At 60.0% G+C, this 21,454-nt stretch carries 16 protein-coding genes and 1 pseudogene; 3 read left to right on the top strand and 14 right to left on the bottom strand.

Annotation, left to right across the window (positions count from 1 at the left end):
* Positions 1 to 3: 3 nt before the first annotated feature.
* The 7 genes and pseudogenes from hutI to hutC all read right to left on the bottom strand — a co-directional run bounded on the left by hutI (position 4) and on the right by hutC (position 8,351).
* Positions 4 to 1,209, bottom strand: coding sequence for an imidazolonepropionase (gene hutI, locus K0F75_RS19515; protein WP_219063612.1), 1,206 nt, complete (start codon positions 1,207 to 1,209; stop codon positions 4 to 6).
* A gap of 15 nt (positions 1,210 to 1,224) precedes the next feature.
* Positions 1,225 to 2,643: an amino acid permease gene (locus K0F75_RS19510; protein WP_219063611.1), complete on the bottom strand. Its 1,419-nt coding sequence runs from the start codon at positions 2,641 to 2,643 to the stop codon at positions 1,225 to 1,227.
* Positions 2,644 to 2,747: 104 nt separating this feature from the next.
* Entirely contained in the window at positions 2,748 to 4,286 is a 1,539-nt protein-coding gene (gene hutH / locus K0F75_RS19505; RefSeq protein WP_219063610.1) for a histidine ammonia-lyase, read from the bottom strand.
* A gap of 335 nt (positions 4,287 to 4,621) precedes the next feature.
* A pseudogene (locus K0F75_RS19500) lies at positions 4,622 to 4,830 on the bottom strand (cytosine permease); the annotation flags it as partial.
* A 138-nt stretch (positions 4,831 to 4,968) separates the two neighbouring features.
* A complete protein-coding gene (gene hutU / locus K0F75_RS19495) occupies positions 4,969 to 6,669 on the bottom strand; it encodes a urocanate hydratase (protein ID WP_219063609.1) in 1,701 nt (566 codons plus the stop codon).
* Between the two features lie 399 nt (positions 6,670 to 7,068).
* Positions 7,069 to 7,644, bottom strand: a complete 576-nt coding sequence (locus tag K0F75_RS19490) for a HutD family protein (RefSeq protein ID WP_219063608.1) — start codon at positions 7,642 to 7,644, stop codon at positions 7,069 to 7,071.
* Positions 7,641 to 8,351 carry a histidine utilization repressor gene (hutC, locus tag K0F75_RS19485; protein WP_219063686.1) on the bottom strand — a complete coding sequence of 237 codons (711 nt, stop codon included), beginning with the start codon at positions 8,349 to 8,351 and terminating at the stop codon, positions 7,641 to 7,643. The genes K0F75_RS19490 and hutC overlap by 4 nt, the downstream gene beginning before the upstream one ends.
* 202 nt (positions 8,352 to 8,553) lie before the next feature.
* On the opposite strand from hutC, the gene K0F75_RS19480 reads away from it, so the two are divergent.
* Complete coding sequence (locus K0F75_RS19480; RefSeq protein WP_219063607.1) at positions 8,554 to 9,918, top strand: formimidoylglutamate deiminase; 1,365 nt, start codon at positions 8,554 to 8,556, stop codon at positions 9,916 to 9,918.
* 119 nt (positions 9,919 to 10,037) lie between these two features.
* Here K0F75_RS19480 and K0F75_RS19475 read toward each other — a convergent pair whose 3' ends face one another.
* The 7 genes from K0F75_RS19475 to K0F75_RS19445 form a co-directional block, all read right to left on the bottom strand.
* Positions 10,038 to 10,607, bottom strand: coding sequence for a lipocalin family protein (locus K0F75_RS19475; protein WP_219063606.1), 570 nt, complete (start codon positions 10,605 to 10,607; stop codon positions 10,038 to 10,040).
* An 18-nt stretch (positions 10,608 to 10,625) separates the two neighbouring features.
* Positions 10,626 to 10,880, bottom strand: a complete 255-nt coding sequence (locus K0F75_RS19470) for an outer membrane protein assembly factor BamE (protein WP_219063605.1) — start codon at positions 10,878 to 10,880, stop codon at positions 10,626 to 10,628.
* A 122-nt stretch (positions 10,881 to 11,002) separates the two neighbouring features.
* Positions 11,003 to 11,605 carry a DUF924 family protein gene (locus K0F75_RS19465; RefSeq protein ID WP_219063604.1) on the bottom strand — a complete coding sequence of 201 codons (603 nt, stop codon included), beginning with the start codon at positions 11,603 to 11,605 and terminating at the stop codon, positions 11,003 to 11,005.
* Between the two features lie 4 nt (positions 11,606 to 11,609).
* Entirely contained in the window at positions 11,610 to 12,620 is a 1,011-nt protein-coding gene (locus K0F75_RS19460; protein ID WP_219063603.1) for a class 1 fructose-bisphosphatase, read from the bottom strand.
* A 144-nt stretch (positions 12,621 to 12,764) separates the two neighbouring features.
* Positions 12,765 to 14,078 (bottom strand): DUF3999 domain-containing protein, encoded by a 1,314-nt coding sequence (locus tag K0F75_RS19455; protein WP_257604445.1) that lies wholly within the window; start codon positions 14,076 to 14,078, stop codon positions 12,765 to 12,767.
* Positions 14,079 to 14,158: 80 nt separating this feature from the next.
* Positions 14,159 to 16,954 (bottom strand): DUF2339 domain-containing protein, encoded by a 2,796-nt coding sequence (locus K0F75_RS19450; protein ID WP_219063601.1) that lies wholly within the window; start codon positions 16,952 to 16,954, stop codon positions 14,159 to 14,161.
* A 155-nt stretch (positions 16,955 to 17,109) separates the two neighbouring features.
* Positions 17,110 to 19,563, bottom strand: coding sequence for a glycogen/starch/alpha-glucan phosphorylase (locus tag K0F75_RS19445; protein WP_219063600.1), 2,454 nt, complete (start codon positions 19,561 to 19,563; stop codon positions 17,110 to 17,112).
* 234 nt (positions 19,564 to 19,797) lie between these two features.
* Here K0F75_RS19445 and pip point away from each other — a divergent pair, with 234 nt between their 5' ends.
* Positions 19,798 to 20,769, top strand: a complete 972-nt coding sequence (gene pip, locus K0F75_RS19440) for a prolyl aminopeptidase (protein WP_219063599.1) — start codon at positions 19,798 to 19,800, stop codon at positions 20,767 to 20,769.
* Between the two features lie 10 nt (positions 20,770 to 20,779).
* Entirely contained in the window at positions 20,780 to 21,217 is a 438-nt protein-coding gene (dtd, locus tag K0F75_RS19435; RefSeq protein WP_219063598.1) for a D-aminoacyl-tRNA deacylase, read from the top strand.
* The last annotated feature ends 237 nt before the right edge of the window (positions 21,218 to 21,454 follow it).

The raw sequence follows: 21,454 nt of genomic DNA, 5'->3' as shown, positions 1-21,454 counted from the left end.
GTATCAAACCAGTGATTCAACGCCGTGACGCACGATCCGCTTGTCCAGATCGCCGCCCAGCCAGTAAGCCAGGTCCGCTGGCCGTTCAATCTTCCACGCCACGAAGTCGGCGATTTTGCCCACTTCCAGCGAACCATGGGTATCGCCCAGCCCCAGCGCTTTAGCCGCGTTGAGGGTGACGCCCGCCAGGGCTTCTTCCGGGGTCATACGGAACAGCGTACACGCCATGTTCAGCATCAAGCGTAACGACAGGGCCGGCGAGGTGCCGGGGTTCAGGTCGGTGGCTATCGCGATGTTGACCCCGTGTTTACGCAGCGCGTCCATGGGTGGCAATTGGGTTTCCCGTAGAAAGTAAAAGGCCCCCGGCAGCAGCACTGCGACGGTGCCAGACGCTGCCATGGCGAGGGCATCGTCTTCGGTCATGAACTCCAGATGGTCCGCCGATAACGCGTGATAGCGCGCCGCGAGGCTGGAGCCGCCCAGCGATGACAGCTGCTCGGCATGCAGTTTTACCGGCAGGCCCAATTGAGCCGCAGTGATAAACACCTGCTCAACCTGCGCGGGCGAGAACGCCAGGTACTCGCAGAACGCATCCACCGCGTCCACCAGACCTTCCGCCGCCAGTGCTGGCAACATCTCGTTGCAGATATGGTCGATGTAGTCGTCAGCGCGGTTGGCGTATTCCGGCGGCAGTGCGTGGGCGGCCAGGCACGTACTGCGCACCGTGACCGGGAGCACGGCACCCAGCCGGCGAATCACCCGCAGAATCTTGCGTTCGCTGGCCAGGTCCAGGCCGTAGCCGGATTTGATTTCCACCGTGGTCACACCGTCGCTGAGCAAGCGCTTGAGCCGCTGCTCTGCACTGGCGAAGAGTTGATCTTCGCTGGCGGCACGGGTGGCGCGCACGGTGCTGGCGATGCCGCCACCGGCCGCCGCGATCTCTGCGTAGCTCACACCTTGCAAGCGCTGCTCGAACTCGCCGCTGCGGTTGCCGCCAAAAACCGTGTGCGTGTGGCAGTCGATCAGGCCTGGCGTGACCCAGGCACCGCCCAGGTCGACGACGCTGGCATAGTCGTGCGCGGGTCGTTCAGCCTGCGGGCCGATCCACTCGATGTGCTCGCCTGACGTCACGATCGCGGCCTCCTCGATGATCGAGTACTTACCTTGCGCCATGGTCGCAACGTGACAGTGTTGCCAGAGCGTTTTCATCTACGGCCTCCGAGGTCAGTGAGGTGAGAAGGGAGAAGGTTCGGACACCAATCGCGGCTTGGGTGTGCCCGGTTTGACCCAGATCCGGTAGGCAATCACCAGCAGCACGATCCATACCGCGCCAACGATCAGTGCCGCGCGGCTGTCCGGGAAGTAACCCAGCACGCCAAAAATGAACAGCATGAACACGATTGCGGCGGCCGGGGCATAGGGCCAGAACGGCACCGGAAACTTCAGTTGCGCGACCTCTTTGCTGTCCATTGAACGACGCATGGCGACCTGCGTAAACAGGATCATCAGCCAGACCCAGACCGTGGCGAAGGTCGCGATGGACGCGATTATGAGAAACACGTTTTCCGGGATCACATAGTTGAGGACCACGCCGCCGAGCAGGGATGCGCCCATGACCAGCACGCTCATCCATGGCACGCCCTGACGCGACAGTCGGGCAAAGCTTTTTGGCGCCTGGCCTTGTTCGGCGAGGCCATACATCATGCGTCCGGCGCCGAAAATGTCGCTGTTGATCGCCGATACTGCAGCTGAAATCACCACGATATTGAGAATGGTCGCGGCCGAGGAAATGCCCAACTTGTCGAAAATCTGCACGAACGGACTGCCTTGGGTGCCGATCTGTGGCCAAGGGTAGATCGACATCAGCACGAACAGCGTCAGCACGTAGAACAACAGAATGCGCAATGGCACGGCATTGATCGCACGGGGGATCACGTGCTGCGGGTCTTTGGCTTCGCCGGCCGTGATACCGATGATTTCGATGCCGCCGAAGGCAAACATCACCACCGCGAACGAGGCGATCAGGCCGCCGATCCCGTTGGGCATGAAGCCGCCATGAGCCCAGAGATTACTGATGCCAGCGACTGTTTCAGGCGTGGAGGCGCCGGACGAGCTGATGCCAAACAGCATGATGCCCAGGCCGCCGAGGATCATCGCGACGATGGCGCTGACCTTGAGCAGTGACAGCCAGAACTCTGTTTCACCAAAGACTTTGACGCTGCACAGATTGAGCGCGCCGATCAGGAATACGATGCTCAGCACCCAGATCCAGCGCGGCACATCGGGGAACCAGAACCCCATGTAAATACCGAATGCGGTCACGTCGGCGAGGCAGACGATGATCATTTCAAAGGCGTAGGTCCAGCCCAGGACAAAGCCTGCCATGGGCCCGAGATACGTGCTGGCGTATTGGCCGAACGAGCCAGAGACAGGGTTATGCACGGCCATTTCGCCGAGGGCGCGCATGACCATGAACACCGCTGCGCCACCGATCAGATAGGCCAGCAACACGGCTGGACCCGCCATCTGGATCGCTGACGCGGAACCGTAGAACAAGCCGGTGCCGATGGCTGAGCCAAGGGCCATGAATCGAATGTGCCGAGCGGAGAGTCCACGCGTCAGGCCGGTTGGGTGTTGCTTCATATCGCATCCCTTATTTTTGTTGTATGGCGAGAAGTGGTGCGAATCCCGGCCTCCGGGTTCGCAGCACTTCTCCCATAACGAACCCGTCCAGGTTCGGCAGTGATTTACAGGCTTGGCAACAGATTGGCGGGCACCAGCGTGTTCAAGCAGTTGGATGCCAGCAATTGGCTGGCGGCTTCGATGTCCGGCGCGAAGAAGCGGTCCTTATCGTAGAACGGCACTTTGCTGCGCAGAGCGGCGCGGGCTTGTTCGAGTTTGGGCGAGGTTTTCAGGCCATCGCGGAAATCCAGACCCTGACAGGCCGCCAGCCATTCTACGGCGAGAATGCCTCGAACGTTCTCAGCTATTTCCCACAGACGCTTGCCGGCAGCGGGGGCCATGGACACATGGTCTTCCTGGTTGGCAGAGGTCGGGATGCTGTCGACGCTGTGCGGGTGGGCCAATGCCTTGTTCTCGCTGGCCAATGCGGCCGCAGTCACCTGCGCGATCATGAAACCGGAGTTCACGCCGCCATTGGCCACCAGGAACGGCGGCAGTTGCGACATGTGCTTGTCCATCATCAACGAGATGCGACGCTCGCTGAGGGCGCCGATTTCCGCCAGGGCCAGGGCCAGGTTATCCGCCGCCATGGCGACCGGTTCAGCGTGGAAGTTACCGCCCGAGATCACTTCGCCTTCAGCAGCGAACACCAGTGGGTTGTCGGAAACGGCGTTGGATTCGACGGCCAGCACTTCAGCGGCCTGACGCAGTTGGGTCAGGCATGCGCCCATGACTTGCGGCTGGCAGCGCAGCGAGTACGGGTCTTGAACCTTGTCGCAGTCGATGTGGGAGTTGGAGATCTGGCTGCTTTCGCCCAACAGGTCGCGGTAGCAGGCGGCGGCGTCGATTTGTCCGCGTTGACCGCGAGCGGCATGAATCCGGGCATCGAACGGCGCGCGCGAACCCAGCACCGCTTCGACCGTCAAAGAGCCACAAGACAGCGCGGCGGCGAACAGGTCTTCGCCTTCGAACAGGCCACGCAGGGCAAACGCGGTGGAGACCTGGGTGCCGTTGAGCAGCGCCAGACCTTCCTTGGCCGCCAGGGTCAGGGGTTTCAGCCCGGCGATGGCCAGGGCGTCAGTCGCTTGCAGCCATTCGCCTTTATGACGGGCTTTGCCTTCGCCGAGCAATACCAGGGACATGTGCGCCAACGGTGCGAGGTCACCGGATGCGCCGACCGAGCCTTTGAGCGGAATGTGCGGGTAAACCTCGGCGTTGATCAGCGCGATCAAGGCGTCGATCACCTGACGGCGAATGCCCGAGAAACCACGGCTCAGGCTGTTGACCTTGAGCACCATGATCAGGCGTACCAGTTCATCGCTGATCGGCTGGCCGACCCCGGCTGCGTGGGACAGCACCAGCGAGCGCTGGAGGTTTTCCAGGTCTTCGCTGGCAATGCGCGTCGACGCCAAAAGACCGAAGCCGGTGTTGATACCGTAGGCGGTACGGTTCTCGGCGAGGATCTGCTCGACGCAGGCCACGCTGTTTTCAATTTGTTGCGAGGCACTTTCATGCAGGCGAAGGGTTACCGGGTGGTGGTAAATCGCTCGCAGTTGCGCCAGGGACAGTTGGCCGGGGGTCAGGTTTAACTCAGTCACATTCATACTCCCTTGTGGGTGTTGATTAATGCCGGCTGCTTGAAGCCAACGCTTGTCGGCTGGGCCTTGTGGGCGTGTGCATCGGCTATCTTGGAAAGGCGGTGTTCACAATAAGTTCGCGAACATCGGCTGTAGGTATTCATTGTTCTTGAGGATCGCCGCGCTTCAGTGTTCACGGTCTCTCCCACTAACGAGTGCATTGGCGACCGTCAGTTCAGTGCGGCCTGGGATCGCAAATCCGATGGCATTCCTTCGGCCGTGTCGTTGTCTACCGGCAAAATCAGGCGATCTGGGATCGCGCTGTGCCATTTCTTGGCGATCAGGTAGTACGCGACGGCAGGCACCACCAGACCAATGATCCAGGATATATCGGTATCGCCCAGCACCACGGCCAATGCCCGGTGACAATCGCAGTGATTTGCAGGTTGGCACCCAACCACAACGTAAATTGACTGAACAGACGACCATGTCTTTCCCCGTCGGGGATGTAATCGATCGAACGCCTTTCGATCATTGATTTGTTTGCACCACGATCATTTGGAACAGCCATGCGACCACCTTCTATGGGGGAATGCGAAGATCTCTGTAGGAGCAGGCTTGCCTGCGAAAGGGTCGGCTCGGTGTATCAGGCCAGACGCCTTCGCAGCGGGGCGCTTAGTTGCACGCCCGCTCCCACAGGTTTATGCGATCAGCGGTTAACCATTGGCAGGTTCAGGCCCTGTTCTTTGGCGCAATCGATCGCGATCTGATAGCCCGCATCCGCGTGACGCATGACGCCGGTGGCCGGGTCGTTGTGCAGCACGCGGGCGATGCGTTCGGCCGCTTCATCGGTGCCGTCGCAGACAATCACCATGCCTGAATGCTGAGAGAAGCCCATGCCGACGCCGCCGCCGTGGTGCAAGGACACCCAGGTCGCGCCGCTGGCGGTGTTGAGCAAAGCATTGAGCAATGGCCAGTCGGACACGGCATCGGAGCCATCCTGCATCGCTTCGGTTTCGCGGTTCGGGCTGGCGACCGAGCCGGAGTCCAGGTGGTCACGCCCAATCACGATCGGCGCCGACAGCTCGCCGCTGCGGACCATTTCGTTGAACGCCAGACCGAGCTTGGCGCGTTGGCCCAGGCCAACCCAGCAGATACGGGCTGGCAGACCCTGGAAGGCGATGCGCTCACGGGCCATTTCCAGCCAGTTGTGCAGGTGGGCGTCGTCCGGGATCAGTTCCTTGACCTTGGCGTCTGTCTTGTAGATGTCTTGCGGATCGCCCGACAGCGCCGCCCAACGGAACGGTCCTACGCCACGGCAGAACAGTGGACGAATGTAAGCCGGTACGAAGCCTGGGAAATCAAAGGCGTTTTCCACGCCTTCTTCTTTGGCCATCTGACGGATGTTGTTGCCGTAGTCGAAGGTCGGAATGCCCATCTTCTGGAAGTCGAGCATGGCTTTGACGTGTATAGCCATTGATTGCTTGGCGGCTTTGACCACTGCAGCAGGCTCGGTCTTGGCGCGAGCGCGGTACTCTTCCCAGGTCCAGCCTATTGGCAGGTAGCCGTTGAGCGGATCGTGGGCGCTGGTCTGGTCGGTAACCATGTCCGGGCGCACGCCGCGCTTGACCAGCTCTGGCAGGATTTCAGCCGCGTTGCCGAGCAGGGCAATGGAAATTGCCTTGCCTTCCTTGGTGTATTTGGCGATGCGGGCCAGAGCGTCGTCTAGGTCGGTGGCTTGCTCATCGACATAACGGCTGTTCAAGCGGAAATCGATGCTGACCTGTTGGCATTCGATGTTCAGCGAGCAAGCACCGGCCAGGGTTGCAGCCAATGGCTGAGCGCCACCCATGCCGCCCAGACCCGCAGTCAGTACCCAACGACCGGTGAGGTTGTCGTTGTAGTGCTGGCGACCGGCTTCGACGAAGGTTTCGTAGGTGCCTTGAACGATGCCCTGGCTGCCGATGTAGATCCAGCTGCCCGCAGTCATCTGGCCGTACATGGCCAGGCCCTTGGCATCCAGTTCATTGAAGTGTTCCCAACTGGCCCAGTGCGGTACCAGGTTGGAGTTGGCGATCAGGACGCGCGGGGCGTTGCTGTGGGTCTTGAACACGCCGACCGGTTTGCCGGATTGAATCAGCAGGGTTTCGTCGTCATTCAGGTTGGTCAGGCTTTCGACGATTTTGTCGTAGCACTCCCAGTTGCGCGCGGCGCGACCGATGCCACCGTAAACCACCAGTTCTTTCGGGTTTTCGGCGACTTCGGGGTCGAGGTTGTTCATCAACATCCGCAGCGGTGCTTCGGTCATCCAGCTTTTAGCCGTCAGCTTGGTGCCACGGGCAGCGCGGACTTCGACGTCACGGTGTTTGGTCCAGTTTCCCGGGGTCCAGTGTTGGGTATTCTCAGTCACGAAAAAACTCCTCAGCGATCAATCCAAACCAGCCCAGGCAGTGGGCAAGCAGGCCTGTGTCGAGCATCTCGAAACAGACGAAACAGGTTTAGCAGGTAAATGGGGCAAGGCATGTGCACGGGGGCTGGGGTGGTTACCGGCTCTCTCCTGCGCACACATCTTTACTTGTACATACAAGCATATGCAATCGGAAGACCAACTCGCTTTGCGGGTCGGCAATAAATCTTTAAAACCGCTGTGAGCCTCGAAATAGAAGGGCTGGGCGGATACGAAAAAAAGATGAGATTTTTTCTGTCAGGACGTGGGGCTGTTGTTACGAGGCGGTTTTGCGCGGTATTGGGGCGTTTGGTAACAATTTGCGAGAGGAGGGTGCGCGAAGCGAAACGGTAGAGGGGCGCTCTACCGATCAGTCGCTGTCAGTTCAATCAAACAGCATGAGCCGCTGACCGAGATTTCCAGCAGTTCACTGTTACCGTCCAGTTGCAGGCAGTCATGCTTGCCCAGTATTTCGGTGGTGCTCCCTACGCTGACGCTCAAGCCCTCTGCCACGCTGAACACCAGCACAGTGCCTGCCGAGGTGAAAAACCGCTGCGGGCTGTCGATCCATTGCAGGCGAGCGGTGTAACGATCCGGTGCATAGATCAGGTTGAAATCACGAATGGCGCCACCGAGCAACGTGCAGGCCACCTGGCTTTCGCCGCTGAAAGCGAACGGGTCGATGGGCAGCAGGGGCCGAGTGGTTTGACCGTCCACGTGCAGGGTCATGCCCGCGCCTTGGAGCACGGTGATGATTCGCTGATAGCCAGCGAAGGTGGAGAAACCGCCCGACTCGGCGATGTCGGCAATCGACAGGCGCCAGCCGAAGCCGTCGAGGCCAACACCCGCATCGCGAGTGATTTCCTCTGTACTGCCACCGCCGTTTTTCCACGGCATGCGCGGGTAGCTGGCCGCGCGCAAAACAGTGAGCTGACTCATTTGCTGAAACGTCCTTCCAGTCGATGCCTGGAGCCTGGGTGGATAAGGCGTGCGGCGGTCACTGGCTGGCGCCCGGACCAGGTCCGGCGGCGAATCAGCAGGCACGGCTCGCCGGGTTCTATTTGCAGCAGTTTGCATTCCAGCGGCTCGGCCAGAATCGCTTCGACCACGTGCTCGCCCTCGGTCAGCGGTGCGACTTGCGACAGGTAGGCGTAGGGCGTTTGCAGGGTGAAGTCCTGCTTGAGGTAGTCAGGCGCAACCAGCGCGTTGACGAAGCGGTCTTCGATTTGCACGGGAATATCGTTTTCGAAGTGCACGATCAGCGAATGAAACACCCGCTGACCTTCACGCATGTCCAGGGCCAGGGCGCGCTCGGAGCCTGCGGCCTCTTCATTGAGGATGATGACCTTGCAGGTGTGGCGATGGCCTCGCGAGGCGATTTCATCGGCAATGTTGTGCACTTCGAACAGCGCCGACTGGCTCTTGGGCTCGGCGACGAAGGTGCCCACGCCCTGCATGCGCACCAATAGCCCTTCGGCGGTCAGTTCACGCAAGGCCCGGTTGATGGTCATGCGGCTGAAGCCCAGCTGGGTCACCAGTTCGCTTTCTGATGGCACGCGATGATGTGGCGCCCAGGTTCCGCTCTGGATCTGCTGGGCGATCATATGCTTGACGCGGGCGTACAGAGGCGCCGGACTGTCGCCCATTTGGGCAGCCAGCGAAGAGACGGCAGGCGGAGTCGGCACAGTGAAATCCTTGTTCGATAGGTGATGATTCGGGAAGTGGGTCCATGGCGCAGATGCGCTCAAGCTAACCATTGATCCGACCGACGACAAGCTTGCCGGAGTTTACCGAGCAGGCAAACGTCTGTATATGTATATACAAATAAACACGATGGAGTGTAGAGCCATGTCCGCCTTCTTTGCCGAGCGCGCATTATTGCCCAGTGGCTGGGCCAACAATGTTCGTTTCGACGTCAGCGCCGATGGCCTGCTGACCGGTGTCCAGGCCGATGCCGATGCGCAGGGTGCCGAGTTTATCAAGGGGCCGCTGTTGCCGGGTATGCCGAATCTGCATTCGCATGCCTTTCAGCGCGCCATGGCCGGTTTGGCCGAGGTGGCAGGTAACCCGAACGACAGTTTCTGGACCTGGCGCGACCTGATGTACCGTCTGGTCGGGAAGATCAGCCCGGAACAGCTCGGCGTCATTGCTCGCCAGCTGTACATCGAAATGCTCAAGGGCGGTTTTACCTCGGTCGCTGAATTCCATTACGTGCACCAGGACACGTCCGGCAAAGCTTACGCCGACCCCGCTGAGTTGGCCCTGCAAATCAGCCAGGCTGCCAGCTTCGCGGGTATTGGCCTGACCCTGCTGCCGGTGCTGTACAGCCACTCCGGTTTCGGTGGTCAGGCGCCTAACGAAGGCCAGCGTCGCTTTATCCACAGCACTGATAGTTATCTGGATCTACAGGCGCGCTTGGGCCCGATTCTGGCTCGGCAGCCCGCGCAGGCATTGGGTCTGTGCTTCCACTCGTTGCGCGCCGTCACCCCACAACAGATCAGTGAGGTGTTGGCCGCCAGCGACAAGCAGTGTCCGGTGCACATTCATATCGCCGAGCAGCAGAAAGAAGTTGAAGACTGCCTGAGCTGGAGCGGACGGCGTCCGCTGCAATGGCTGTACGAAAACACCTCGGTGGACCCGCGTTGGTGCCTGGTGCACGCCACCCACGCCAACCCGGATGAAGTTGCACTGATGGCTGAAAGCGGTGCAGTGGCTGGTTTGTGCCTGACCACTGAAGCGAATCTGGGCGACGGAATCTTCCCCGCAGTGGACTTTATCGCGCAAGGTGGGCGCTGGGGGATCGGTTCGGACAGCCATGTGTCACTGAGCGTGGTCGAGGAATTGCGTTGGCTGGAATATGGCCAGCGTCTGCGCGATCAGCGACGTAATCGGTTGCATCGCAGTGATCAGCCAATGGTTGGGCGAACCTTGTACGATGCGGCGCTTGGTGGCGGGGCGCAGGCCTTGGGGCAGGCAATTGGCTCGCTTCAGGTGGGGCAGCGCGCGGACTGGCTGGTGCTGGATGGCAACGATCCCTATCTGGCGACGGCCAGTGGCGACGCGATTCTCAATCGTTGGCTGTTCGCTGGGGGCGATCGGCAGATCCGCGATGTGATGGTCAATGGTCGCTGGGTGGTGCGAGACGGGCGTCATGCGGGCCAAGACGAAAGCAGCAAGGCGTTTGCGCAGGTGTTGCGGGAATTGCTGGGGTAGTCAGGCTGACCGTACGCGTCTGTCATGCCGACTTCGCGAATAAATCAGCTCGCACAGAGCCTGCACAAGGTGCCCGGTTTCTGTGGGAGCTGATTTTTCCGCGAAGCGGTTCACACGGTCTATTTGTCGACAGGTTTGGCGATTTTCGAATCATCCACGCGCCAGATCAGCTTGGTGGTGTCGTAACCCTGCTGACGTGCTTTGGCCAGCAACTCCTCGCGCGTCGCATCGGACACCCGCGTGTTGCGCGACAGTAGCCACAGGTATTTGCGATTCGGGTTACCTACCAACGCAGTTTTGTAGTCATCGCCGACATACAGCACCCAGTAATCACCCTTGGCGACGCCCGGCAGCAACCGGGAAAACCAGGTGTCGAACTCCACCCAGAGCTTGTCGGTTTTCTCCGGGACTTGCGGCGACGCTGTGCCGTGCACTTCTTCCCACTGCCCCTCAAGCGTCCGGCAACGGTTGGTCACGCCAACGTTGCCATCGTTTTTAAGGATGTAATGGGCTTCGGACTGCGCACAGTTGCGTTGGAAAAACATCGGCATCCGCGCCAACTCGTACCAGGTCCCCTGGTAACGCTTGAGGTCAACATGATCGACCGTCTTGGGCTCGATCAGCTCGCTAGAGGGGTTGGCGCACCCCGCCAGCAATAGACTCGCCAGCATCCCTATCCATAAACGCATAAGGCTCTCCTCTCAGGCTTACTTCAGGCCCTGGCCGGAGAACATCAGCACCTTGTCACCTGCGTATTGCACGCTGATAAAGGTCTTCTGATCGCCCCATGTGCAGCTGGACATGCCCAGCGCGCCGGAGCAATCAGTCGGGCTGCCCAGCAGCTTTTCGACTTCGGCCTTGGGCATCCCGGAGGAGATTTTCGAATAATTTTCCTGAGTAATTTTACTGCAAGCAGCCAACAGCACACAAAACGACAACAACGCGAGGGTACGCAGAGACATGAGTGAAGCTCCTGAACAGTAGGGGGCGGCGCTACAGCGTGTAGGACGCTGGCGAATTGCCAATAGGTTAGAAGAGAAATACGCGATCTGGTTCCCGTGGACGGCAGGGATTTATATCTCGCTTAAAATCGCGACCCAGGCGCTTTCAAAAACACCCGTTCTTCAGCCGTTGATGTACGGCCAAGGATTTGATTACGGTGGGGGAAGCGCGAGAAACGGGCAATGACCCTTTGATGCTTTTTGGCGTAATCAAGTTGGTCGGCGAAGACCTCATGATCCGTGGCCGATTGTTCGTGGAGCAGTTCGGTAAAGTGGGCGACGGCTTGATCCTGCATCTCCAGGTGCTCACTGTGTTCCAGCACCAGGTAGATGAATGATCGCTGGATCGGCAGCAAATGCTGGTCGCGGCCCAGTTTCAGACCGTGTTCGACCAATGCCTGGGCGCGTTGATCGCCCGCAAACGCCTTGGGCGTATCGCGATAAATCATGCGCGGGAGTTGATCGAGGAGCAGCACCAGTGCAAGCCAGCCTTGAGGGGATTCGGCCCATTCGGACAGCCCTCCCGCCAATGCGTGTTCGACCTGTACAGCGAAACGCTCGCGCGCATCGCTGTCCTGGCTTTTCTTCTTGCCGAACCAAAGCGCACCCTTGGCCTTTACCACGTCGGTTGGTGATTCGGCTGAACCGAACCACCATTCAAGCAGCGGATGCCAGGGCGCGTACATGGCTTTAGACGTTGTGGTAAGACGTGGCGCGCTCGACTTCTTCCTTGGAACCCAAGAAAACCGCAACACGCTGGTGCAGGCCTTCAGGCTGGATGTCGAGGATGCGCTGATGACCGTCGGTGGACATGCCGCCTGCCTGTTCGACGATGAACGACATCGGGTTGGCTTCGTACATCAGGCGCAGCTTGCCTGGCTTGGATGCGTCACGGCTGTCACGTGGGTACATGAACATGCCGCCACGGGTCAGGATGCGATGCACGTCGGCGACCATGGCTGCGATCCAGCGCATGTTGTAGTTCTTTTTCAGCGGGCCGTCTTCGCCAGCCAGCAGTTCGTCGACGTAGCGTTTGACCGGGGCTTCCCAGTGACGCGAGTTGGACATGTTGATGGCAAATTCCTGGGTGGTCTCAGGGATCCGCATGTCTTCGTGGGTCAGCACAAAGCTGCCCAGTTCGCGATCAAGGGTAAAGCCTTTGACGCCGTCGCCCAGGGTCAGGACCAACATGGTTTGCGGGCCGTAGATCGCATAACCGGCAGCCACTTGCTGGGTGCCCGGCTGCAGGAACGCTTTCTCGCTCAGGCTGTCGTTCTGGCTCAGGTGGCCTTCAGGGCAACGCAGTACCGAGAAGATGGTGCCGACCGACACGTTGACGTCAATATTCGACGAACCGTCCAGTGGGTCGAATACCAACAGATAGGCGCCTTTTGGGTACTTGCCGGGAATCTGGTAGGCATTGTCCATTTCTTCGGACGCCATGCCGGCCAGGTGACCGCCCCATTCGTTGGCTTCGAGCAGAATGTCGTTGGAGATCACGTCGAGCTTTTTCTGCACTTCGCCCTGTACGTTTTCAGTGTTCATGCTGCCGAGCACACCGCCCAGCGCGCCTTTGGAGACGGCGTGGCTGATTTCCTTGCATGCGCGTGCTACCACTTCGATAAGGAAGCGCAGATCGGCAGGAGTGTTGTTGCTGCGGGTCTGCTCAATCAAATAGCGACTTAGGGTAACGCGGGACATGGAGAGCTCCGAAGTGGGGGATAAAAACCCGCGCAGTTTAACGCGAGTGGACACGTAATACTCCAGTCAGACCGGGTTCTGGCCCATAGAGTTCACATGCCAGTTGAGAGTAGCCTCAAAACGGCAACAAGCAGGTGACCCTGCTCAAGATTTTGCCGAGGGCGTGCGCAACAGACTCAATGCCATCCAGCCAAGGAAAACGACGCCTAGCAGCAACACGGCCCATAAACCGGCGCGCTTCCAGTCCGTGCCTTTCGCGGCCGGTGTTGGCGGGCTTGCGATGACCACGGGCGAGGCCGCCAGTTGTGCAGTGCCCAGTGACGCGAGCACCTGCGGTTGATAATCAGGGATCAGCGTGGACAACGGCAAGTCCGCCGCCTTCGCCGCTGTGTTGCCAATGGCGAGGGTATACGGCCCTGCACCTTTGGCCAGGAACACCAGTTGCGTGGCGCGGACCGCGAAACGTAGCTGCGGTGCCGTAGTGCCTAGACCGCCGCCACGCTCATCCACATCGATTTTGAGTTGCCGCACGGTACGGCCAGCCAGTTGTAACTCATCCAGCAGCACGTCCTGACCATTCTGCGTCAGTCGATACAACAAGCCGCCGCCCATGATTTGCCACGGGGCGTTGGTGTCGAGGCGTCCCGACAGGGTGACGGGTGCCAGACTGTTGGCCTGGCTGATGTCGACTTTTATTCGCTCCACCGCTAGATCGGTGGGCAATTGCCAGCTGTATTCGCCCGGTTTGACGGTGCCGCCCGCCAGCGGTTGTGACCAGACCAACGGCAGCGGCAGGTGGTCGGGGCTGGCGCTGATCAATTGCGCGGAGGTCAGTGTGGGAGCGGAGTTCGGGGTGTTCCAGAGCAGGCGCAGGTAACGCGCTGGTTGGCCGGGCAGAGTGACTTCGCGTTGTTCGATCACTTCATCGGCAAACGAAAGTCGTGCAACCTGACCCTCGCCCCAGGATTGCCAGTGCTGGAGGTCGTTACTGGCTTCGATACTGAAGCGCTGAAAACCTTCCCGTTCGGTGTTCCAGTCAAGAATCAATTGCTCCAGCGGGGCCTTGATCTCGCTGGTGTCGAGCAGCCAACCGCGCAGTACTTCTTCGCCGGCTTCGATTTCGCCTTGCGGTTGCACTTCGACCAGCGTGCCGCTGGCGGTGCGCTCGACCCGAATCTTGGGCGCTGCATCACTGGCATCGGCGGTGTCATAGAGGGCAAACCACTTCACCGGGATCGGCGTCTGGTCTTCCCGATGCTGAACGTCGCTATGGGTCAATGAGTAGGCCAGCGCCTGACCCTCGGCGTTGAACACGCGTACGTCGCCCAGACCGGTCTGGCTCGCACCCAGTTGTACCGCCAGCGGTAGTTCGAGGCGATACCACGGGCCATTGCCGCTCAAGGTCAACGGTACCTGGCTAGCGAAATCAGCCGGTTTGTCCAGCGCATGGGCGGACATCGTTGTGAGGAAGGCCGCACATAACGCCGCGCCAAATACGGCGCGGGTGAAGGTTAACTGACAGCTCAAGAACGTGTTCCTCATACGATGGTCCTGGTCGGATCGGGCGTAGATTTTTTAGAGGGCAAAGGCATCGGCGACGACGGTTTGGGCGGCAAGGGAGAGAAATATCCCACCACCAATAGCAGCACGCCAACCCCGATGAACGACACGATACGCGCCAGCCCACCGCGGTTGCTCAGTTCGACGAAAAACAGCTTGGCGACCACCACACCGATCAGTGCGGCGCCAACGATCCAGATTTCACGCCGGCCCCGCAGGTGCCCGCCAACCATCAGTGCCAGGGCCATCAAGGTCCAGACAATCGACAGACCGGCTTGCACCCTCATCGAGTCCAGCAATTCATCCAGCTGATAGGGCACGCCACTCCAATGATGGGCCGTGCGCATGACCATTGCAGTGGACAGGGCGAATAAGCCGACCCCTGCCACCACCTGTGCCATCCGCTGCGCGCGATCGTGGGCGATACCGAGCTGGGGCAATCGGCTGCGTGCCCAGACGAACACCCCGGCCAATGCGAGCAACAGGCCCAACTCCAACGGATTAAGCAGTGGCAGGTAGGCCAGCGGTGCGGCGGCACCGTCGCTGACGATGTTCGCCAGCCAGAACCAGATCAACATCAGCAGCGCCAACGGGGCAGCGACCCAGACCCGGTATTCCCGGGGATAGGCCTCGATTGGCCACGGCAGTGCACGGGGCGCTGCCATCAACAGCAAATAGGCGCTCGGCAGCAATGCCCAGCCCAGCCAGCGCCACGCGTTGTAGTGTTCGGACAATGCCATCAAGCCGAAGCGCAACTCCAGCGCCAACACGCCAATGATCAGCCAGCAACCCAGGACATGTGCCGCGCTGAGCGCCCAACCTGGCAGCGTACCCGCCAGGTGCCGCAGCGACAGCAGATGCACGACGAACACCGCGCCCCACGCCAGCCAACCCCAGTGGGCTGCCGGGTGATAGTTGGCGTTCAACGCGGCCAGCAATAGCAGGGTGCAGGCCGGAGTCAGTAGGGTGCAAAGCACTGCCAGTGCCGACCAGCGCAGTCGCAGGGCCAGGACTGTCCACAGCGCGACGCTGACAGCGGCGAGGCAGAGCAACATAGGTATTTGCAATTCGACCGGGGCGAATCGCTGCGCGCCGTTGACCAGTGCCACGGCCCACCAGCCCACTCCCCACGCCAGCAGCAATGCGCCGAGGCGCTCCAGGTTCACGGTTTTCATGGGGCTTGGATTGACTGGGCTCAGGCGTTGCAGGAGCCACGCGCTGAGCATCGCGGCCAGCGCGACGACCATCGGCGTCCAGACATCGCGATGGGCCAGTAAGGTGGTGTCGGTTCGATACAGGTCGTCCTGCAGGTCGCCGAACAGCGCAAGGCCTGCTCCCGCCTGCAACAGCAGCCCGAAAGCGCGTGCCAGTAATCGTTGCTGGCGCAAGCCCAGCCAGAACACGGCCGCGCCTTCCAGCGCCCACGCGGCCGATGTCCAGCGTGCATCCAGCCCGAGAGGGATCGCCAGTGACGCGAATACCACGCCCAGCGCCAGGCAGGTCTCCACCAGGAGTAAGGCGCGTCCCGGTGCCCGGCCAGACAGCAGGCGCGCCAGGCCTATATAGAGCATTCCCATTACCAGCGCGCTGTAGGCGGGAGCGAACTCCATGTGTTGGACCAGCGCGAACTGCAGGCCGAAACCGACAATCGGTGGACCGAACAGGATGCTGCCGTCGACGTAGTCACCTTGGCGAGCCGACCAGCGCAACATTGCTTCGCGGCTATCGTCTTCGGGCGCGGTGCTCAGTTCTTGCAGTTTGCGTCGAGCGAACAGCAGCCCAATCGCCAGATACATCAGGAAAAACAGGATCAGAAACGGCTCGGTGCTCCAGAACAATGTGGGCGTGTATGCCTGTAGGCCCCAGACGAAACCGATGCCGAAGGTGCCGACAAAACCGATCAGGTTCAGCAGGCGCCAGGCCTTGAACCAGGCGATGGTAAAAATCCCGGCATTCAGCAGTGCGAAGTAACTGAATAAGGCCACATGGCTGCCAGCGCCGGTAGACGTCAGTAGCGGTGCGGCGAATCCGCCGAGTGCCGCCGCCGCAGCCAGACCCAAGGCGTCCTGTTTTACCGCGAGGATCGCCGAGAACACCGTCACCACCACCAGCAGGCCGAACGCCATATTCGGGTCGAGCAGCGCATTCAAACGCATGGCGGCAAATACTGTCAGGTACAACACGCCGATCCCCGCGCCCTGCAGGATTAATGCGTAATTGCGGTTGCGCTGTCGCAGCCACCAACCCAGCGCCAGCAATGCCAAGGCGCAGGCGGCAACGGCGGCGTAGCGGGCTTCCAGTGGAATGACCACGCCTTCAGTGGCGTAGCGCAGCAAAAAGGCCAGCCCGAGGAACAGCAGCACCACCCCGACCCGCAGCACGGTATTGCCGCCCAGCAGCCAGTTGCGTGCGCCAGCCAATGCGCGCTCGATAATGGTTGGGGCTGCGGGTGTGGAAACCGGGTTCGGCGTTGCTGCCGGTTGGGTCCATTCGTCGTCGATGGGGAGATCCCACGTCAATTCGACGGTTGCTTCAAGAGCGGGGGGCGCACTGACAAGGGGTTGAGCCGCAGGCGTTGGGGCTAGAGCGTTGCCAGGAGCGGATTCGAGGAGGGTAAGGCGTTGCTGAACAGCCTCGAGCTGACGGCCGAGCAGGGTCATGCGAATGGCCTGTCCAAGGCCAAGCCCGGCGAGTGCGCCGATTGCAGCGCCCACCAAAGACTCGTCCAGGTAACCACCCAGCACGAGCCCGACCAGCAGGAGAATCCATTGCACGCGTCGACATCCCTTTATACGGCTTGCCTGGAGTATATCGGTCCAGGCCGTCGGGGACATAATTTGTAACGGAGGTCGGCGATGAATTCACTCGCGAAAGCGGCGCGACAGGTAAGCCGTGTCAGGCCATTCGCGAGTGAGTCCACCTCACAGATTTATTCCTCCAGCGCTTTCCAGATGTCGTTCGAATATTCGCGAATGGTTCGGTCCGACGAGAACCAGCCCATCCGTGACGTATTGAGCACCGCCGAGCGCCACCACTGTCTAGGGTCGTGCCACAGTGCCTCGACCTTGCCTTGAGCCTCCCAATAGGATTCGAAGTCGGCGCACACCAAAAAGCGGTCGTAAGCGATCAACTGATCGATCAGGCCGGCATAGCGGTTTGGATCATCCGGTGAGAACACGCCGCCCCGGATCGCTTCCAGCACATCATTGAGCCGCGGTGAACTGCCGATATCTCCAGTGGCGCTGTAATCGCCGGCGCGTTTGCGTGCTTCGACCTGCTGCGACGTCAGGCCGAAGATGAACATGTGCTCAAGCCCGATTCGCTCGCTCATTTCCACGTTGGCACCATCAAGGGTGCCGATGGTCAGTGCGCCGTTGAGGCCGAATTTCATGTTGCTGGTGCCCGAGGCCTCCAGGCCTGCGGTGGAGATCTGCTCCGAGAGGTCGGCGGCAGGGATAATGCTTTCTGCCAGGCTGACGTTGTAGTTGGGTATGAACACCACTTTGAGCAAGCCGCGCACAGTCGGGTCATTGTTTACGGTGCGTGCGATGTCGTTGGTCAGCTTGATGATCAACTTGGCCGTGTGATAGCTGGCGGCCGCCTTGCCGGCGAAAATCTTCACCCGCGGCACCCAGTTAGTCTCCGGTTCGGCCCGCATCGCCTGATACAGGGCGATGGTGTGGAACAGGTTCAACAGTTGGCGTTTGTATTCATGGATGCGCTTGACCTGAACGTCGAACATCGCCGTCGGGTCGACCATGATTCCCAGCCGCTCATGAATGAGGGTCGCCAAGGCTTGCTTGCTCTTCAGGCGCTGCTCGGCAAATTGTTGGCGGAACGCTTCCTTCTCGGCGAATGGCTCTAACTCGATCAGGCGTGATTCAGCATTATCCAGAACGTCTGCGCCCAAGGCTTTGACCAGCATGCGGGTCAGTGGCGGGTTGGCCTGATGCAGCCAGCGCCTGAAGGTGATGCCGTTGGTTTTGTTGTTGATCCGCTCGGGATATAGCTTGTGCAACTCGGCGAACACGGTCTTGCGCATCAATTGGGTGTGCAGCGCCGACACGCCATTCACACTGTGCGAACCCAGAAACGCCAGGTTGCCCATCCGTACGCGGCGGCCGTTGTCCTCCTCGATCAGCGAGACGGCGCGCAGCACTTCGAAGTCGTGAATGCCTTTGGCTCGCAATTCGTCGATGTGCAGGGCGTTGATCAGGTAAATGATCTGCATGTGCCGCGGCAGCATCCGCTCCATCAGGCCAACCGACCAGGTCTCCAACGCCTCGGGAAGCAAGGTGTGGTTGGTGTAGGCCAGGGTGTCGACGGTGATCTTCCAGGCCGCATCCCACGGGATGCCGTGGGTATCGATCAACACACGCATCAACTCGGCAACGGCGATCGAGGGGTGCGTGTCGTTCATCTGGATCGCGGCGTGATCGGCCAGCGAATACAGGGATTCATGCATGTTCAGATGGCGTCGCAGCAAATCCTGCAGCGACGCGGAAACGAAGAAGTATTCCTGGCGCAGACGCAGTTCCTGACCGGCTTCGGTGCTGTCGTTGGGGTACAGCACGCGGGAAATACTTTCTGCGCGAACGACTTCGGCCACCGCACCAAAGTGATCGCCAGCATTGAAGCGTTCAAGGTGCAGGTCCTCGACCGCCCGTGCCCGCCACAAGCGCAGGGTGTTGACGCTCGATCCGCGCCAGCCGACCACCGGGGTGTCGTAAGCAACGGCGCGCACAACTTCCGCCGGGCGCCAGACCTGGCGTTGCTCGCCCGCTTCATTGACCAGGGTCTCGACGCTGCCGCCGAAGCCGATCGGGTAAATCACCTCGGCACGTTCGAACTCCCAAGGGTTACCGAAGTCCAGCCAGTTCTCGGTTTGCTCTTGTTGCCAGCCATCGACCACGGCTTGACGGAACAAGCCATGCTCGTAACGAATACCGTAACCATGGGACGCGACACCGAGGGTCGACATGCTCTCCATGAAGCAGGCGGCCAGACGACCGAGGCCACCATTGCCCAGTGCAGCATCCGGTTCGAGCAAACGAATGCGCTCCAGGTCCACACCCAACTCAGTCAGTGCTTCACGAGCGATGTCCAGCAGGCCAAGGTTGCTCAGGCTGTCATACAGCAGTCGACCGATCAGGAACTCGAGAGACAGGTAGTAAACCCGTTTCTGGCCTTTGCGGTAAATCTGTCGAGTGTGGTCCATCCAATGCTCGACCATATGGTCGCGAGCGGCCAGGGCGATGGCTTCGAACCAGTCATGGTCAAACGCGTGATCTGGATCTTTACCCACCGCATAAGTGAGTTTTTCGAGTACAGCGGCACGGAAAGCGGCCACCTCGGCGTCACGAACAAGCGGTTCCTCTGACATCAATACGACCTCTAACGAGCAGACGAATAGGAAGCTGGATGATTAACTCTAGATGGTTCGACACGGGTCCGTCTTTCTGGTTCGCGGGTAATTGCAATTGATAAAAACCCTGCATTGATCGTTCCATGCCGAACACCCCTTCTCTCTCTGGGGGCATGATCATTCTTCGATTCGGGTTTATGATGCTCCACGGCAAAATAAATAGAAGCCCCTGACCGCCCCTTTGGAGCACCTATGCAGACTTTGTACCCGCAGATCAAACCATACGCCCGGCACGATCTGGCCGTGGAAAAGCCTCATGTGCTGTACGTCGATGAAAGCGGTTCTCCCGAAGGTTTGCCAGTGGTTTTCATCCACGGCGGGCCAGGCGCGGGTTGCGATGCCCAGAGCCGTCGGTTTTTTGACCCGAATATGTACCGCATCATTACCTTCGATCAACGCGGTTGCGGGCGCTCCACCCCCCACGCCAGCCTGGAAAACAATACCACCTGGCATTTGGTCGAAGACCTGGAACGGATTCGTCTGCACCTGGGCATCGAAAAATGGGTCCTGTTCGGCGGCTCCTGGGGTTCGACCCTGGCGTTGGCTTACGCTCAGACGCATCCGGAACGCGTCCATGCCTTGATCCTGCGGGGCATCTTTTTGTGCCGGCCACAGGAAATCAACTGGTTTTACCAGGCGGGTGCCAGCCGCCTGTTTCCCGATTATTGGCAAGACTACCTGGCGCCGATTCCGCAGGATGAGCGCCACGACTTGCTGGGCGCCTTCCACAAACGCCTGACGGGCAGTGATCAGATCGCCCAGATGCACGCCGCCAAAGCGTGGTCCACCTGGGAAGGGCGCACGGCGACGCTACGGCCGAATCCGATGGTGGTGGATCGCTTCTCGGAACCGCAGCGCGCGCTGTCTATCGCCCGCATCGAATGCCATTACTTCACCAACAACGCGTTCCTCGAAGAGAATCAGTTGATTCGCGATATGCCCAAGATCGCTCATTTGCCGGGCATCATCGTGCACGGCCGCTACGACGTGATCTGCCCGCTGGACAATGCGTGGGAGCTGCATCAAGCCTGGCCCAACAGTGAACTGCAGGTGATCCGCGATGCAGGTCATGCGGCATCCGAGCCGGGCATTACCGATGCGCTGGTGCGTGCTGCGAGCCAGATTGCTCGTCGGTTGCTTGATCTGCCGCCCGAAGAAGCGTGAAAGGCCCGGTATGAAGGGGTTGCTTCAGCGCGTGAGTGGCGCGCATGTCGACGTGGCGGGTGAGATCGTAGGTGCCATTGATCAGGGCTTGTTGGTATTGATCGGCGTCGAGCCGCAAGATACGCGCGCCAGCGCCGATAAGTTGCTGAGCAAACTGCTGAACTATCGGGTGTTCAGCGACGCCGAAGGCAAAATGAACCTGTCGCTCAGGGATGTCGGTGGTGGTTTGCTGCTAGTGTCGCAGTTCACCTTGGCCGCTGACACCAAGAGCGGCTTGCGCCCGAGCTTTTCCAAAGCCGCACCGCCCGCGCTGGGCGCCGAGTTATTCAGCTATCTATTAGAGCAGGCGAGAAGCGTGCACGATAATGTGGCGGCGGGCCAATTTGGTGCGGACATGCAGGTTCATCTGGTCAATGATGGCCCTGTGACATTTTTACTTGAGAGCTAAACAGGCGATTACCCTGGGCCGCCCGGATTTATCAGGTGAAAAAGCAATAAATACTTCATCGGACCTGATGCGTTGTAACGCGGGCTACTAGATAATCGCGCGCTACGGGGATCAGCGTTCGTTGACCCGATTGATATAGCCAGAGGCTGGTCCGTCGCCGTTTAGGGAATCATTAGGCCCTTTCGGAGTCGGAACAATGCTCGCCAACCCGGCACTTGATAGCTGGCCGTTGGTTTT

Origin of the sequence: Pseudomonas sp. UMAB-08 (assembly GCF_900095225.1) — a bacterium.
Taxonomy (GTDB): Bacteria; Pseudomonadota; Gammaproteobacteria; order Pseudomonadales; family Pseudomonadaceae; genus Aquipseudomonas.
The sequence above is the reverse complement of the archived record's forward strand: the minus strand, read 5'-3'. Positions and strand labels throughout refer to the sequence as shown.

Coding starts and splice junctions, on each gene's coding strand:
- hutI (WP_219063612.1), bottom strand. CDS start 1,209: ATGAAAACGCTCTGGCAACACTGTCACGTTGCGACCATGGCGCAAGGT.
- K0F75_RS19510 (WP_219063611.1), bottom strand. CDS start 2,643: ATGAAGCAACACCCAACCGGCCTGACGCGTGGACTCTCCGCTCGGCAC.
- hutH (WP_219063610.1), bottom strand. CDS start 4,286: ATGAATGTGACTGAGTTAAACCTGACCCCCGGCCAACTGTCCCTGGCG.
- K0F75_RS19490 (WP_219063608.1), bottom strand. CDS start 7,644: ATGAGTCAGCTCACTGTTTTGCGCGCGGCCAGCTACCCGCGCATGCCG.
- hutC (WP_219063686.1), bottom strand. CDS start 8,351: ATGGGCGACAGTCCGGCGCCTCTGTACGCCCGCGTCAAGCATATGATC.
- K0F75_RS19480 (WP_219063607.1), top strand. CDS start 8,554: ATGTCCGCCTTCTTTGCCGAGCGCGCATTATTGCCCAGTGGCTGGGCC.
- K0F75_RS19475 (WP_219063606.1), bottom strand. CDS start 10,607: ATGCGTTTATGGATAGGGATGCTGGCGAGTCTATTGCTGGCGGGGTGC.
- K0F75_RS19470 (WP_219063605.1), bottom strand. CDS start 10,880: ATGTCTCTGCGTACCCTCGCGTTGTTGTCGTTTTGTGTGCTGTTGGCT.
- K0F75_RS19465 (WP_219063604.1), bottom strand. CDS start 11,605: ATGTACGCGCCCTGGCATCCGCTGCTTGAATGGTGGTTCGGTTCAGCC.
- K0F75_RS19460 (WP_219063603.1), bottom strand. CDS start 12,620: ATGTCCCGCGTTACCCTAAGTCGCTATTTGATTGAGCAGACCCGCAGC.
- K0F75_RS19455 (WP_257604445.1), bottom strand. CDS start 14,078: ATGTCCGCCCATGCGCTGGACAAACCGGCTGATTTCGCTAGCCAGGTA.
- K0F75_RS19445 (WP_219063600.1), bottom strand. CDS start 19,563: ATGTCAGAGGAACCGCTTGTTCGTGACGCCGAGGTGGCCGCTTTCCGT.
- pip (WP_219063599.1), top strand. CDS start 19,798: ATGCAGACTTTGTACCCGCAGATCAAACCATACGCCCGGCACGATCTG.
- dtd (WP_219063598.1), top strand. CDS start 20,780: ATGAAGGGGTTGCTTCAGCGCGTGAGTGGCGCGCATGTCGACGTGGCG.